Below are 15,663 nucleotides of genomic sequence, written 5' to 3'. Positions count from 1 at the left end.
GAGTTTGTTCAGTAGATGTAGTAATAAATCTTGGTCAAGCTCCTCTATTTTGCTATTTTCTAGTTGTGTAATAATTTCATATTCTGTCAATTGGTCTGCTGTATAGTTTTCCAGACCAATAGATAAATAAATTAAATGTAATAAGTTATGAATATCAGTGGGGTGAATTTCCCGAATATGTTGTCTTATTGCCCAAGCTACAGAATAATCTTCTGTTGTTGCTTGTCTATTTGCTTCTGTTGTTAATATCTGTACTAATTCTTCCGTCCATTGTTCAACCTCTTCTAATTCTCCATCTGCCATACCTAAGAGCCAAGTTGTTTGTGCTTCTTCTTCTTTTCCTTGAAGTAGTAGAATTAAACCTAACTGCCAATAGTTTGATTTATGGCTAGGGTCGGTGTTTATTGCTTGTTCATATAAACTTGCTGCTTTTTGATAATTTCCTTTTTTTAAATAAACATCAGCTTCTTGTTGCCAAGATGTTAGGTTGCTGGTGGTATGGTTGGAGGACATAATATGAGTAATTTAATGAGTATTAATTAGGACTTACGCAGATACAACATATATAGCGTTAAAAACTATAACGTTATAGTTTTTGCACTCTATATATAGTACCTTTGCGTAAGTCCTGTTAATGCAAAATAGGTAGCACTTAAAGCACTACCTATTTTTAAGTTTGGAATTTTGTTAGTTACGCAAACCGTCGTTAAAGCGTAAACTACAGCTAAGATTGCGATGGTTTGATCGTCAATTATAATTCATTTGGGTAGGGATCTCCACATTCTACGACTTCACCAAGGCCACCAAAACCAGTAGCTGGGTCTGTTGATGCCGTTTCTGACTCACACAGACGGGTTTGAGAAGTTAGATCACTTTGATCATCAGCTGGATCGACTCGTTCTAGAAAAACTAGACCTGCATAATATTTCAAACCGTTCGCTGCCTTGTCAGTAAATGAGTTAGCTCCAGCATTAGTACCATCGCCGCCTGCTTCTAGGCTGTATGTATAGTTACCGGTAGCAGTCCTAATACCTAGACCTAGCTTTCCTATCTGCTCGATTTCGTCGATAAAGCTACCTTTCTCTACAAAATAAGCTTGCTGACCTTTGCTAATAGAACCGATATACTGCTTTGCTTCAGACTGCTTCGCCTTATTAGCTTGGTTTAAGAAAGAAGGCAACGCAATAGCAGACAAAATACCAATAATAATGATAACCACCAACAACTCAATCAGAGTAAAACCCTCTTCCTTTCTCTTCTTAGCAACGTGCTGTAAGAACTTAGCCTTAAATTCAGTTTTCATTTTTTCTCCTATAAAAATTGGACTAATAATTTTTATCCCATGAATCTAACTTACCCACCTTGGCAAAAATTCATATCATCCCCCAGGAAATTTTTTCAGTAGGTTGGGTTGAGGGACGAAACCCAACAGAATTAATCCAACACCAACAGGACTTACACAAAATGGGTTGAGGGACGTAGCAAGATCCCGAAGGGTAACCCAAAACCAATAAAATTGCTGCCCATCTACTTAAATAATGGGATTGCTTCGTTCCTCGCAATGACAAGCCAAAAGTAGGTTGGGTTGAGGGACGAAACCCAACACCATTAACCCAACACTAATAAAGGTTTGTTGGGTTTCACTATCGTTCTACCCAACCTACTGGACTAGACTAATTAAGATTGCTTCGTGCCTCGCAATGACGTTTAGGGCTAGTCATTGCGACTGGAACGGAGTGGAAGGAAGCAATCTCGTGGGACTTATGAGATTGCTTCCTATCGTCGCAATGACTATTGTTCAACCGGATTCTATATAAAAGCCAACTTATCAAGAGAGTATTAAAGAAAGCCAGGTTTGTCATTGCGAGGCGAGGGCTTAACAAATTAAACTTCTGGGGAAAGCATTTTCTAGCCGAAGCAATCTCTTCAATGGACTATCTATGCTAACCTACTAGAATAATGGGATTGCTTCGTTCCTCGCAATGACAAGCCAAAAGTAGGTTGGGTTGAGGGACGAAACCCAAAACCATTAATCCAAAACCATTAACCCAACACCATTAATCCAACACCATTAACCCAACACTAATAAAGGTTTGTTGGGTTTCACTATCGTTCTACCCAACCTACTGGACTAGACTAATAAGATTGCTTCGTTCCTCGCAATGACATTTAGAGTTAGTCATTGAGACCGGAACGGAGTGGAGGGAAGCAATCTCTAGATTGTCCAATAGAATAATGAGATTGCTTCGTGCCTCGCAATGACGTTAAAGGGTAGTCATTGCCACGGTCACGGAGTGGAGGGAAGCAATCTCTAGATTGTCCAATAGAATAATGAGATTGCTTCGTGCCTCGCAATGACGTTAAAGGGTAGTCATTGCCACGGTCACGGAGTGGATGGAAGCAATCTCTAGGCCATCCAATCTTGATTTGTGAGGTCCTTGCTTTGGTTGCTTTTGTCTCCACCCCATCACAACTGAACTACCATTACGAAAGAAGTTCTAAGTTCGTAGTTGGGCTTCAGCCCAAGGATAATACATTATGGGCTAAAGCTAAACTACAAACAAAGACTTGAAGCGATCGCTATTTTGTCCTAACTAGGTCTCACCGTCACTCCAACTTTCAATCCCAAAGATTCTAGGGCGTGTCTGCAAAAGATTAAATTCTATTTCACCCGTTTCTTTAAGTTTTTCGTCAAATATTGCAAGATTTTGATAAACATCGTCGGAAACAAAATTAAATCCTCTTCTGGCTTCTATCACATTAGAGAAAGCTTTTTTGATCATTTTTGGATCGCCTTCTTCTAACACAACCTCAAGATAAACTGCTGCTTCTGAAGGTTCTTTTAAAGATTCAATGCTCGTAGTAGGGCTTCAGCCCGATAGCTAGTAGGTTGGGTTGAGGGACGAAACCCAACACTAATAAAGGTTTGTTGGGTTTCACTATCGTTCTACCCAACCTACTAACTACTAAGTTCGTAGTAGGACTTCAGTCCAAGGATGATAGATTAGGGCTAGAGCAAAACTACAAACTGAAGGTTCTTTTAAAGATTTAATGCTCGTAGTAGGGCTTCAGCCCGATAGTATATTAGGAGGGCTAAAGCCCTACTACGAACAATGCTCTAAAAGCACATATAAAAATGGGTCTAAAGTATCCAATAATTCCCTAACTTCCTCCCAACACCTATCCTTGCTCACCGCTTCTAAAGTAATCGGGTCTAATGGTCTAATCTTGACCAACCGTTCTACCAAAGATTCTACAGTACAGACCCCATCCCACAAAGGCAACAGACAAACAGCAATACTACTATCTATATGAATAGGTGATAAGGTGGGCAACTTCACATAATTACTAATCTCAAAAGGTTTATGGTTATTGATACAGTTAATCAAATCCTCTCTAGCTTGAGAATTTCGCAACTGAGGATGGAGATGTACCTTGGCCTTTTGCCAATCAGAGTCAGTCCATTCTGAAACTGGCACAAAAGATTGACCTTTTTGGGGATGACCACACCAAAAGTCCAACAGACGGTGCATGGGTTGTAAAAGTTCAAATAAATGTAGTCGTTCCTCCACAGAAATTTCTGGCAAACTCATTCCTAAAAAAGCTGGCAAATCATCCTCACTTTTAAACAAATCCATTATTTCCCACTGTCGCCATTTCACCATATTAATAAACTCTAGATCGGCACTTTTTAAAGCAGCAAAAACTTCCGGGATAGTAAAACCTTTATCTCCCAGTAATAAATAATTACTCAGTATCCATTCTTCATTTTTTGCCCTTTCCGGCTTCCAAATTTGCCGTTTAAGAGTAATTGAGTCTTTCAAAGCATCCAAAGTTTCTCGTGCTAGTTCCATTTCCATTTCTCCAGGATTTTCATTCATTAATCCCATCATTTGAAAAACTTCTTGCACCTTAAAATAGTTATGACGTTGGAGGGAACTATGGAGATTTGTTCTAATAATTCCATCGGATTTTAAAACAGATTTCATTCCCTGTAAACCAGCAACTATATCTGGCAATAAATACAGAACTTCATCACAATTAATATAGTCAAACTCTAAACCTAAACTTGGCAATTCTTCTATAAGCAAAACATGAAATTCGGCATTATCAAAACCATGATATTTCAGACGTTGCCGAGCTAATTCTACAGACTTTTCCGAAATATCAATCCCGACTATTTTCGCCCCTGGATTTGCTTCTGCTAAGACCAATGCTTTATAACCACTGCCACATCCCGCATCTAAAATGACTTTATCTTTGGTTTCTATAACTTTTTGATTTCTCAGATAATATGGTGTGACAAGATTATGAATAAAAAGTGATTCATAGTCATCCTTAGGAGATTTTTCTACAGGTATTCTGGGATAAGTTACAAAATCAAATTGTTGACGAATTTTTGCTTGTAATTCTGATTCGGGATGATTCATTTCAGTTATCAGTTATAGCGCTAGGGAATAGGGAATAGGGAATAGGGAATAGAGAATAGTAAACTGTCAAAGGATTTCAGGACTTAGAAATTTCCTAATCTTTGCTTCGAGTGCTATATCAGTTATCAGTACCTTTGGTTCAGCCATAGTCTTGAGATACGTATGGTGGATATTTTTTTCATCCCTTTGAAAGGGAAGCTTTGAGACCTTATTTTTTGGTCAGAACAGTTTTAGGAAGTTTATTTACTATAGCCATTTTGAGTTGAATTTGGTAGTTATATTTCTGAGAGAATATTTATAGCAATACTAAATAGGTTGTAACATTTTTTGACATCCTCCCGACGTTGCTCTACGAGACAACGCGGGATTCCCATCCATCAATCGAACAGACGCTCGCTGAACGAAAGACTCAGGGTGGGTAGACGACTCATTGCTGCTTGCTGGCTTTTTACGACCAGTCTTACGACTGCTCCTCGTCTTGTTTAATGTCTCGGACTGCCCCGCCCGCGACTATACCAAAAAGTGATAGCTGTACAGGATTTTCTGCTACTGTTTCTTTGACTGTTTCAACCTTGGTTTTTGGTTGAACAACTTCTAAAATATTCAGTGCAGCATTGACATCTCTCCATACGAAACGTACCACAATTGAGACAAGTCCATTCTCTAACATTTAATTCTTTTTTGCCACCACGAAAACCACAATTAGAGCATTTTTGAGAAGTAGGTTCCCAACGGTTAATTACCCTAAACTCACGACCATACTTTTCACATTTAGTCTCAGTCAAAGTCCTAAATTGTCTCCAACCGTGTTTCACTAATTGCTTTGGCTAACTTGCGATTACGAATCATGCCAGAAACCTTCAAGTCTTCTAATACAATTGTGTCATATTTTCTAACTAAATTAGTAGACAATTTGTGTAGAAAATCTGTACGAATATCCTTAATTTTGGCGTGTAGTCTAGCTATTTTCAGCCTGCGTCTTTCGCGACGTTTACTACCTGGCTCAGTCTTGGCAAACTTTCTTTGAAACTTAGCTAACTTTTTCAAGTTCTTTTTAAGAGGTTTGGGAGCTAATATTTTCTCTCCATGTAAGGACGTTGCATGCAACGTCCCTACTGTTGCAAATGTCGAAATACCTAAGTCTATTCCGATTGAATTATCAATTTTAGGCAGAGATTCAGGACTAATTTCTACTATAAAACTGGCAATGCTAGGGCGATTAGCTGCATCTCTAATAATTGTTAGAGATGTAGGTTTACTAGCTAATGGTCTTGACCAAACTATTTTGATCTTACCTACTTTTGGTAAATAGATTTTATCTTGGCTAACTTGATAATTAGCACCTACAAATCTTGCAGTTTGCTTTGACCTTCTTGACTTAAATAATGGTGGTTTAACCTTAATTCCTTTCCTTTTACCAGTACAACTATTAAAGAAGTTTTTGTAACTTTGGTCTAAATCTTTTAATGATTGTTGTAATGGAGTGAATCGCTACTTCTTTCAACCAAAGCAATTCTTTCTTGGCTTGTGTTATGAATTGTTTGGTTAAATCAGTATATGATGGCTTTTTTATACCGTTAACATACAGTTGATTGCAATGTGCTAAACTTTGGTTCCAAACATATCTACAACATCCAAATAATTGATTTAATGCGCGTTATTTGGACATGATTAGGGTAGATACGATATTTATATCTAGCTTTCAATGTTTTCCACCTATTACTAACACGCTCGTAGTGTTATTATGGCATGGGATGGCATTCCCATACGACGCTCCCTTACAGGAGAGCGCGGGTATAAAAGCCAACATTAGATAAAATAATTTTCATTATCAAAGTCCTAATTCTTTCTATTGATAATGGATAATTGATAATGAAAGAATTTGACATCCTCCCGACGCTCCCCTACGGGAGAGCGCGGGATTCCCATCCATCAAAACAACCGAAGTTGAATTGACTCAGGGCGGGTAGACGACTCATTGCCATCAACTACCTTTTTACGGGTAGAATTACGTCGGCTCCTCGTCTTGTTTAACGTCTCGGGCTGCCCGCCCGCGACGACAGCCTCCTGCGGAGGAGCTACGCTAACAAAAAGTGATAGTTGTACAGGTGTTTCTAATGCTTCAGTTTTAATTACATCAACCTTGGTTTTCGGTTGCACAACTTCTAAAATATTGATAGCAGCATTCACATCTCTGTCATGTTTTGCCCCACAGTTGAGGCACGTCCATTCACGGACATTTAATTCTTTTTTGCCTCCACGGAAACCACAACAACTGCATTTTTGACTTGTCGGCTCCCATTTATTTATTACTCTAAACTCACGGCCATATTTCTCACATTTTGCCTCTGTTAAGGTTCGGAATTGTCGCCATCCTAAATCACTAATTGCCTTAGCTAATTTGTGGTTACGAACCATGCCAGAAACATTCAAGTCTTCTAATACAATTGTGTCATATTTTCTAACTAAATTAGTAGACAACTTGTGTAGAAAATCTGTACGAATATCCTGAATTTTCGCGTGTAGCCTAGCTATTTTCATCCGACGTTTCTCACGGCGTTTACTACCTGGTAAACTTTTAGCAAATCTTCTTTGAAACTTAACTAATTTCTTAAGGTTTTTCTTAAGAGGCTTGGGAGCTAATATTTTCTCTCCATTGCTCAATGTAGCAAATGTCGAAATGCCTAAATCTATTCCGATTGAATTATCAGCTTTAGGCAGAGATTCAGGATTAGTTTCTATGACAAAACTAGCAAAATAGCGATTAGCTGAATCTCTAATAATTGTTAGAGATGTAGGCTTACTAGCTAATGGCCTTGACCAAAATATTTTGATTTTACCTACTTTGGGTAGATAGATTTTATCTTGATTAATCTGGTAATTAGCACCAACAAATCTGGCAGTTTGCTTTGACTTTCTACTCTTGAATTTAGGTGGTTTTACCTTAAGTCCTTTTCGTTTACCTTTGCAACTATTGAAAAAATTTTTGTAAGCTTGGTCTAAATCTTTTAATGATTGTTGTAATGGAGTTGAAGCAACTTCTTTCAACCAAAGTAATTCTCTTTTAGCTTGTGTTATGAATTGTTTAGTTAAATCAGTATATGAAGGCTTTATAATACCATTAATATACAACTGATTACAATGTGCTAAACTTTGGTTCCAAACATACCGACAACAACCAAATAATTGATTTAATTTAGTTATTTGGACATGATTAGGGTAGATACGATATTTATATCTAGCTTTCAATTTTATCGACCTGTTACTAATATTAGTTGCTATATTATAGCATGGGTTGGTATTCATCCCGACGCTCCCCTGCGGGAGAGCGCGGGTCTTCTACCAACATTTAGATAAAAATTGCTTTTTCGTTCTTGAAGTAGTTATATTTCTTACAGAATATTTATTTTAACATCACAAATTATGAACAATAAAATAATTTTCATTCTCAAAGTCCTAATTCTTTCTGCGGGACTTTCTCTACTCATAAAATATGGTGGCCCTTATCTGTCTATTTCCTCCACGGCCATTAACGCTCTAATTGCTGTACTTATCCCCCCAATATTTATAGGAATATTATTAGGATGGCAACTTTTGCAACAAGTTGAGAATGTGGAATGAGCGATCGCTATAAAACAAGGTAGGAGCAATTTTAGCTAAACCGTCGAGAAGCCTCACGCTATATTTGAAAAATTGGCGTGAGATGAATCGGCGGTAAATTAATGGGGCATTGAACCCCATTAATTTACAAATATTGTTTTTTGTTCAAAACTCAAAAATTGATGTTATCATAAAAAAGATCAAGGTGACGTTTATAGTAATGCGGACCGCTTACCAGTACAAGCTTAGACCCAATAAAGACCAAATTGCCACCATAGAATTCTGGTTTGATTTATTGCGTCGGCAGTACAACTATCGACTAGGGGAAAGATTTTCTTGGTGGGAAGAAAACCGTTGTCCGGTTAATGCTTGCCCGTTAATAATGCCAATTCCTCAACTAAAAGATAATCCAGATTATTACTCTCAGAAAAAGGATTTGGTAAATACCAAAGATAAATTTCGGGAGTACAAGCGAATTCATTCTCAGGTATTGCAAGATTGTATTAAGCGGGTAAAACTAGCCTTTGATAGATGGTTTAAAACAGATAAAAATGGTAAAAAATTAGGCAAGCCAAGGTTTAAAGGAAAAGGTCGTTATCATAGCTTTACTTATCCTCAAATCAAGCAAGATTGCATTGAAGAAAATAAGATTAATTTACCCAAAATAGGTAGGGTAAAGTTGATTCAACATCGACCATTGCCAGAGGGTTTTAACATTAAAACTGTGACGATTAGCCGTAAAGCCGATGGGTATTATGTGACTTTATCGTTGGAAGATAAATCGGTTCCCTCATTTAACTGTGATGTCAAAGCTACATCAGAAAACACTCTGGGAATCGATATGGGACTCAAGGACTTTCTGTTAACAAGTGAAGGAGAGTCGGTTCCAATCCCTCAATATTATCGCTCATCTCAGAAGCGATTAAAAACTCTACAAAAACGTTTATCCCGTAAGAAAAAGGGCAGCAAAAGATGGCTAAAAGCTGTCAAAGCTGTGGCTAAACAACATAAAAAAGTAGCCGACAAGCGCCAAGATTTTCATTTTAAAACAGCTAATGAATTATTATTAAAAGCGGATGTTATTGCCCACGAAAACTTAAATATTAAAGGATTGGCAAAAACGAGATTGAGTAAATCAATTAACGATGCTGCTTGGGGACAATTTCTAACTATTTTAACTGTCAAAGCTGAGAATGCTGGACAGAAAACTATAGCAGTGAACCCTCAAAACACTAGCCAAGACTGCTCGAATTGTGGTGAAAAAGTCCCGAAAGAATTGTCGCAAAGAACTCATTCTTGCCCACATTGCGGTGTTGTTATTGACCGCGATGTGAACGCAGCAATAAACATAAAAAAAAGGGCGGCAGGGCATTCCGTCCTTAAAGCTCGTGGAGTCCGACGGGGTACTGGGACTACGAAACGAGAAGCCCACGCCATACCTTAAGGTTGGCGTGGGAGTATGTCACAATAACCTTGCAATTCCCACTGAGTCCATAGATTACTAAAACTAGGTATTGAAGTACCACTAATTGCTAGCCTAATAATAAAACTTGCATCTATACAAATTATTTTTTTGTCATTCGTTCTCTCCATCCAGAAAGCAAACTTTCATCAATTGTTCTGTACGTTCTTCTCTTATTTTGATAATCAATTCTTCAGGAGTTATTTCTAATGCTTTTCTTCCTCGACGCTTTTGTATTTTATTTCCTAGTTCTTGGAGTTTTTGCAATGTGTTTTGCCTTTGATAACCCTGAAGTTCAGTCTCTAATAAAGTTCGTTCTTCTTCTGGAAGAGAACGAATAATTTGAGCTAAAGTTTGTACTAATTCAACATTCATAATCAATATATAATTTATGGATTTGAGGGTAAGAATTCAGCTAGCTCGCGGTCAGCAATCAGATGCATGAATGAATAATTATTTCTCAGGTTAAAGGATTATACTTTAGTCATAACTTTTAATTCTCCTTGGAGACTAATTCCTCCTTCCTATGAGTGAGATAATAAGTAGACTTCTTCCAGAAGTCAGGGAATAGGGAATAGGGAATAGGGAATAGGGGGATAAAACTGTTTATTTCATGTCTTAAATTGATTTAATTAAAACTTTTGCAAGAGGTCTAGTTAATAACTTATAGCTGATAGCTGTTAGCTGACCGCTGAATGTTTACAAAGAGACAAGCAACCTAGAACAGAAGTAAGTTAAAATATAACCCATATATTTTCAATTTATACTTTAACTCTAATTCCTGTGAACCTAGGTAATTGGATTGGTCTATTTACCATCCTGGCTTCTATATACATATTGTGGCAAATCCGTCAATTACTATTGTTAGTATTTACTGCAGTGGTAATTGGTACTACTCTTAATAAACTATCCAGGTGGCTCCAACATTTCCGAATTAAGCGATCGCTCGCTGTATTAATCTCGGTCAGCTTATTTATTCTACTAATTGCTACCTTTTTCTGGGTAATTGTTCCCCCTTTAGCAGAACAGTTTCAACAATTAATAACTATTGTTCCCCTGGGAATTAATAAATTAAATGATTGGCTGAATATACTTAAAGATCAATTACCCAATCAACTCAGAGAACAATTACCAAATATTGATATTAATCAAGTTATTCCCCAACTACAACCAATATTTAATCAATTAATTAATAATGCTGGAGCATTTGTTGGTAATACTTTTGGCATATTTCTGAGCTTTCTACTAATTCTAGTTTTAACCATAATGATGTTGGCAGATCCAATCTCTTATCGTCAAGGATGTATCAAGTTATTTCCCTCTTTTTATCGCCAACGAATTAACTTAATTTTAGATAGTTGTGAAACAGCTTTGGGAGGATGGATAATTGGTTCTTTATTTAATATGAGTGTAATTGCTTTACTCAGTTTTATCGGTTTATCTATATTGAAAATTCCCCTGGCTTCAGCTCAAGCTGTTTTGGCAGGGTTACTAACTTTAATACCACATATTGGACTAACTATAAGTCTGATTCCTCCAATGGCGATCGCTCTTTTAGATTCACCTTTAAAATCTGCTTTAGTTTTGCTAATTTACATTCTCATTCAACAAATTGAAAGTAATATTTTGAATCCTTACTTGATAGCAAGAAAAGTTTCTTTGTTACCTGCCATTACATTAATTGCTCAAGTATTTTTTGCGAGCTTCTTTGGATTTGCCGGACTTTTACTAGCTTTACCTTTAACAATCATTTGTCAAGTCTGGATGAAGGAGTTATTAATTAAAGATATTCTTGATAACTGGCAAGTTGAAAATTTTCCTCCTCAAAGAGATAATATTGATGCTCTGTCTAAAACCGCTAAAGTTGTAGAGAAAAAAATTGATTCAGAAATAGAAAAAGTAGTAGAAAACGTCAGTGAAGATGCACTCCAATCTAGGGTTGCAAATTCAGAAGAAACCTCTGAATCATCCGAACAAACATCTTAAAATCTTGGATGATTACCTAATAATTAATAATTAAATAATTCAGGTCAAAAGCCTCCCCTTTCAAGGGGAAGAAAAGAAATGTTTTTTCTTATTGGTCAATCCTCTCCCTTTTAAGGCTATGCTTTACCCACATCTTTAAAACTTAACATAAAGCTTGACAAAATAAACAAATCATGTATGAGCCTGTTAAAGGGTTATTCCAGGGAAAAAATGTATTGAAAAGTACATTTATTTGGAAAAGTTAAGTAGTTTTACTTAGCCACTATGACTATTTCTCCCTTCTCCCCTGCTCCCTGCTCCCCTCTTCCCCACAAGGGTTTCAAGACTTATGGATAATGGATAGCTTTTAAAGAGGGGGAGGCTTGAGACCTGATTTTTTGGTCAAATCAGCATTTACTGCCCGCCGCGTTTTGTGGTATTGTTCTAACTATGCTCACCCTTAACTACACTTATCGAATTTATCCCGACCAAAAACAGGTCGAGTTATTGAATGAATGGCTCGAAACTTGTCGTAGTGTTTATAACTATGCTCTTAGGGAACTCAAGGATTGGATGGCTTCTAGAAAATGTCCAATAGACAGGTGTAGTTTGGACAGTGAGTATATTATTAGTGCTAATTACCCATTCCCTGGATATCAGCAACAACAAAACAACCTCCCCAAGGCCAAGAAGGAGTTTCCACGACTAGCGTCAGTTCCCTCTCATGTATTACAAACAACCATCCGAAGATTGCACAATGGTTGGGACTTTTTCCAAAAAAGAGGTTATGGATTTCCTCGGTTCAAAAAGTACGGACAAATGAAGTCCATGTTGTTTCCTCAATTCAGGGTCAATCCGATTACAGGATGGCAAATCAAACTCCCAAAATTAGGAAAAGTTGAAATTAACCTATATCGTCCAATACCTGACGGTTTTGTGGTCAAGCAAGTGAGAATCCTCAAAAAAGCGATGGGGTGGTTTGCTGTAATTACTATTCAATCTGATATTTATATGCCCGAAACCCTACCTCACGGGCATTTTATCGGGGTAGATGTGGGATTAGACAAATACTTGGCGACCAGTGATGGTTTCATAGAACCGGGACGAAAATTTTTCCAGACAGAGCATAGTCGGCTGAAAGTGCTACAACGTAGACTGTCTAAGAAAAAGAATGGTTCTGCTAACTACGAGAAAGCAAGGATTAAAGTAGAGAAACAGCACAATCATATAGCATTCAAACGTAAAGACTATCAGTTCAAATTAGCCCATAAATTATGCGACATGGCTGAGACTATCTTTGTAGAAGACATAGATTTTAGAACCATGGCTAAAGGTTTCTTGGGAAAATATACTGTTGATGCAGCTTTTGGACAGTTTAGGAGTATTTTATTTTATGTTGGGAAACAGCGGCGAGTATACGTTGGTCAAGTAGACCACAAAGGCACTTCTCAAACTTGCCCAAACTGCCGTAGCCTAGTAAAGAAGGAACTTTCTAATAGATGGCATAGCTGCCCAGAATGTAAATATGAGGTTGATAGAGACGTAGCTTCAGCACAGGAAATCTGTAACCGAGGTTATGAGCAAGTTAGTACCCAGGGACTCTGGGAACAAGAAATAGGCTGTCAAGTCGAGCTGTCGGGGGCATTATGCCTAGATAAGTGGCGCAGGGCAGCAATGTCTAACAGCGATGTTGGAAGCCCAGGCTGTAACCTGTAGAGGTCAGCGTCGGGAGGATGTCACTAGATGAGAACAATTGCTGAAATTAACGACAAAATCTCCAACAAAAAAGCCGTTGTCTGTACAATAACAGAACTCAAAGCCAGAATTGCTGAAACAAGTATTACCCAAGCAGCAAAAGAAGTTGATGTAATTACAACTGGCACCTTTGAGCCAATGGAATCCTCTGGAGCTATCATCAACTTGGGACATACTGACCCACCCATCAAAATTCGCTCCTGTTGGCTAGATGGTATCCCAGCTTACTCAGGTTTTGGAGCCGTGGATTTGTATCTTGGGGCAACTCAAATAGCTGAAGATGCTGAAGAATCTAAAGAAAGAGGTGGAGGCCATATAATCGAAGACCTAATTGCAGGTTTACCTGTCCAACTTAGAGCAATTGGTCAAGTAACAGATTGTTATCCACGAGCTACTTTTGAAACTACCATCACCCGTGAAACAATTAACCAGTTCTATTTATTTAACCCACGAAATTCATATCAAAATTTTATAGTTGGTGTGAATGGTGGCGATCGCCCTCTATTTACTTATCTTGGCCCTCTGCTGCCAAATTTAGGTAATGCAGTTTATTCTAATCCTGGTGCTATTTCCCCATTATTCAATGACCCAGATTTAGAAGTAATTGGTATTGGTACCCGCATATTTTTGGGTGGTGGTATTGGATACATTACCTGGGAAGGTACTCAACACTTTCCTCTGCAAAAACGTCTTTCTAATCGTACTCCTATTGGACCTGCTGCGACTTTAGCCTTAATTGGAGATGCCAAACAAATGCAATCTCAATGGGTACGTGGTTGTTATTTCAAAAATTATGGTCCATCAATTATGTTGGGTGTGGGTATTCCTCTACCTGTCTTGAATGAAAAAGTAGTAGCTAACTGTGCTATTCAAGACCAAGATATTGTTGCCCCAGTGGTAGATTTTTCTATTCCTCGGCGTGTACGTCCAACTTTTGGTCTAGTGAGCTATGCTCAACTCAAGTCTGGTCGGATAAAAATAGAGGGCAAACTTGTTAGAAGTGCCCCCCTTGCGAGTATTTTCCTATCTCATCAAATTGCCTTGGAATTAAAAGAGTGGATTGAAGCAGGAGAATTTACTCTAACTGAATCAGTTGCTCCACTTCCTATGGATAGAATTTTTTTACCATTTCTGGAACGTTAATCCTACATTCCGCACTTCAAAATGTAATATCAAGTGCAAGTAGTCAATAGTCGTAGGGGCGATTCGCGAATCGCCCGTACAATAGTCAGTAGGGAATGATTCTAGCTAATTATCTGGCTCCATCAAATATTTATGCTGAATATTTGACTGAGAATTTGACTCAACAGAAAGGTCAATGAATAGACTCTATACAGCATAAATACTGACAAACCCCCGAATTTTCATACTACTTTTAATGCTAGAATTTGACGTGCGGAATGTGGGTTAATTTATCCACAAAAAAATTAGTGTGTGGGGTGTGGAGGAGGAGTAAGTTTAGAGAGATGTGGTATTGGAGGTATTTGGAGGAGTATGAGAGTATTTTTCAGCCTTTTTCTCCTATTGCCTAATTCCCAAAGAGAATTCCATTCCTCAAAAATAAACATCTGTGGCATTGATAGTAATTATAGACACAAACAATAATCAAAAATCATGCTCCGGTATCCCACTATATACATCAATTCTTTCCCCCTACTCCCTACTCCCTACTCCCTATTCCCTACTCCCTATTAATTCCCTTGCTCATCTGGATTTTTCTTTCTTTTAGTCGGTTTAGGAATAGCTTCTTTACGAATAGGAGGTGAATTTGCTACAAAATTATCACTTTTAGGACGAGCTGTTCGAGGATAACTACTTCTTCTATTATTATTATTATTTTTATTAAATGTTTTCTTGCCTTTTGATGGAAATTGGCGACGATTATTTAACAATAGACTACCAATATCATTACCATATTGAATCACCAGAGATGTATTCTGGCGATGAATATGTAAATCCCAGAAACGATTTAATGGGCGATCGCCTAAATTCCCTTTTAATTTCAGCTTAAAAAATTTGGGAGTTTCTTCACCTTTTCGAGCTGATTGTTGCACTTTAACTATTACATATTCTTCGTCTTGAGATTGATAAATTACTTCTCCTCGGATAGAAAAATAACCATCATCTACAATAGTTAAACTATCTGTTTGAGTTTCAGGAGTAGGAACAATAGTAGTTTTTTCAGAGTTATCTCTGTCCTGTGTTTCTTGTATTTTTTCTTGATTTTTATCATCTTCAGCAGTGGGAGAAATACTTAGAGAAGAAAAAGTTTGCTGGTGTTCTTCATTTGTTAATTCAGTAGAGGATTTTGCTTTTGTTCTTAGGGTTTCTGGTTCCCATACCCCCATAATTTGAATATGTAGGTCATTATTTTCTTGTCTGGTACGAGGATAAACTACCCAGAGATGTTCTGATTCTAGGTCTAAATGATTTTTTAATAGACTCATTACC

Annotated in this window: 12 protein-coding genes and 4 pseudogenes; 5 read left to right on the top strand and 11 right to left on the bottom strand. The window is 37.6% G+C overall.

Going from position 1 to position 15,663, the window contains the following annotated elements; genetic code table 11:
• The 9 genes and pseudogenes from F6K22_RS10620 to F6K22_RS10575 form a co-directional block, all read right to left on the bottom strand.
• Positions 1 to 513 (bottom strand): tetratricopeptide repeat protein (locus F6K22_RS10620; protein WP_293096864.1); only part of this gene is annotated, 513 nt, incomplete at its 3' end.
• A 238-nt stretch (positions 514 to 751) separates the two neighbouring features.
• Entirely contained in the window at positions 752 to 1,303 is a 552-nt protein-coding gene (locus F6K22_RS10615; protein ID WP_293096862.1) for a type IV pilin-like G/H family protein, read from the bottom strand.
• Between the two features lie 1,291 nt (positions 1,304 to 2,594).
• Positions 2,595 to 2,807, bottom strand: a complete 213-nt coding sequence (locus tag F6K22_RS10610) for a hypothetical protein (RefSeq protein ID WP_293096860.1) — start codon at positions 2,805 to 2,807, stop codon at positions 2,595 to 2,597.
• Positions 2,808 to 3,104: 297 nt separating this feature from the next.
• Positions 3,105 to 4,430, bottom strand: coding sequence for a class I SAM-dependent methyltransferase (locus F6K22_RS10605; RefSeq protein WP_293096857.1), 1,326 nt, complete (start codon positions 4,428 to 4,430; stop codon positions 3,105 to 3,107).
• Between the two features lie 460 nt (positions 4,431 to 4,890).
• Entirely contained in the window at positions 4,891 to 5,100 is a 210-nt protein-coding gene (locus tag F6K22_RS10600) for a hypothetical protein (protein WP_293096867.1), read from the bottom strand.
• Positions 5,101 to 5,125: 25 nt separating this feature from the next.
• A pseudogene (locus tag F6K22_RS10595) lies at positions 5,126 to 5,245 on the bottom strand (zinc ribbon domain-containing protein); the annotation flags it as partial.
• A pseudogene (locus tag F6K22_RS10590) lies at positions 5,220 to 5,852 on the bottom strand (RNA-guided endonuclease InsQ/TnpB family protein); the annotation flags it as partial. The pseudogenes F6K22_RS10595 and F6K22_RS10590, both read right to left, overlap by 26 nt.
• Positions 5,853 to 5,859: 7 nt before the next feature.
• Positions 5,860 to 6,048: pseudogene (locus F6K22_RS10585) on the bottom strand (hypothetical protein); the annotation flags it as partial.
• Positions 6,049 to 6,362: 314 nt separating this feature from the next.
• A complete protein-coding gene (locus F6K22_RS10575; RefSeq protein WP_293096854.1) occupies positions 6,363 to 7,679 on the bottom strand; it encodes an RNA-guided endonuclease InsQ/TnpB family protein in 1,317 nt (438 codons plus the stop codon).
• A 174-nt stretch (positions 7,680 to 7,853) separates the two neighbouring features.
• Here F6K22_RS10575 and F6K22_RS10570 point away from each other — a divergent pair, with 174 nt between their 5' ends.
• Both F6K22_RS10570 and F6K22_RS10565 read left to right on the top strand, forming a co-directional pair.
• Positions 7,854 to 8,051 (top strand): hypothetical protein, encoded by a 198-nt coding sequence (locus F6K22_RS10570; RefSeq protein WP_293096851.1) that lies wholly within the window; start codon positions 7,854 to 7,856, stop codon positions 8,049 to 8,051.
• Positions 8,052 to 8,250: 199 nt separating this feature from the next.
• Positions 8,251 to 9,474, top strand: a complete 1,224-nt coding sequence (locus F6K22_RS10565) for an RNA-guided endonuclease InsQ/TnpB family protein (protein WP_293096848.1) — start codon at positions 8,251 to 8,253, stop codon at positions 9,472 to 9,474.
• A 132-nt stretch (positions 9,475 to 9,606) separates the two neighbouring features.
• Here the strand turns inward: F6K22_RS10565 and F6K22_RS10560 are convergent, their stop codons facing one another.
• On the bottom strand, positions 9,607 to 9,867 hold the full coding sequence (locus F6K22_RS10560; protein WP_293096845.1) for a hypothetical protein: 261 nt from the start codon (positions 9,865 to 9,867) through the stop codon (positions 9,607 to 9,609).
• 408 nt (positions 9,868 to 10,275) lie between these two features.
• On the opposite strand from F6K22_RS10560, the gene F6K22_RS10555 reads away from it, so the two are divergent.
• The 3 genes from F6K22_RS10555 (at position 10,276) to F6K22_RS10545 (ending at position 14,355) form a co-directional block, all read left to right on the top strand.
• Complete coding sequence (locus tag F6K22_RS10555; RefSeq protein ID WP_293096842.1) at positions 10,276 to 11,478, top strand: AI-2E family transporter; 1,203 nt, start codon at positions 10,276 to 10,278, stop codon at positions 11,476 to 11,478.
• A 429-nt stretch (positions 11,479 to 11,907) separates the two neighbouring features.
• Complete coding sequence (locus F6K22_RS10550) at positions 11,908 to 13,173, top strand: RNA-guided endonuclease InsQ/TnpB family protein (RefSeq protein WP_293096840.1); 1,266 nt, start codon at positions 11,908 to 11,910, stop codon at positions 13,171 to 13,173.
• Between the two features lie 27 nt (positions 13,174 to 13,200).
• Positions 13,201 to 14,355, top strand: a complete 1,155-nt coding sequence (locus tag F6K22_RS10545) for a homocysteine biosynthesis protein (RefSeq protein WP_293096838.1) — start codon at positions 13,201 to 13,203, stop codon at positions 14,353 to 14,355.
• Between the two features lie 548 nt (positions 14,356 to 14,903).
• Here F6K22_RS10545 and F6K22_RS10540 read toward each other — a convergent pair.
• Positions 14,904 to 15,663 (bottom strand): annotated as a pseudogene (locus F6K22_RS10540) (hypothetical protein); the annotation flags it as partial.

It is taken from the genome of Okeania sp. SIO2F4 (genome assembly GCF_010672385.1).
In the GTDB taxonomy this organism is placed as follows: domain Bacteria; phylum Cyanobacteriota; class Cyanobacteriia; order Cyanobacteriales; family Microcoleaceae; genus Trichodesmium.
Note: the sequence above shows the minus strand (reverse complement) of the source record. Positions and strands in the feature narration are given on the sequence as shown.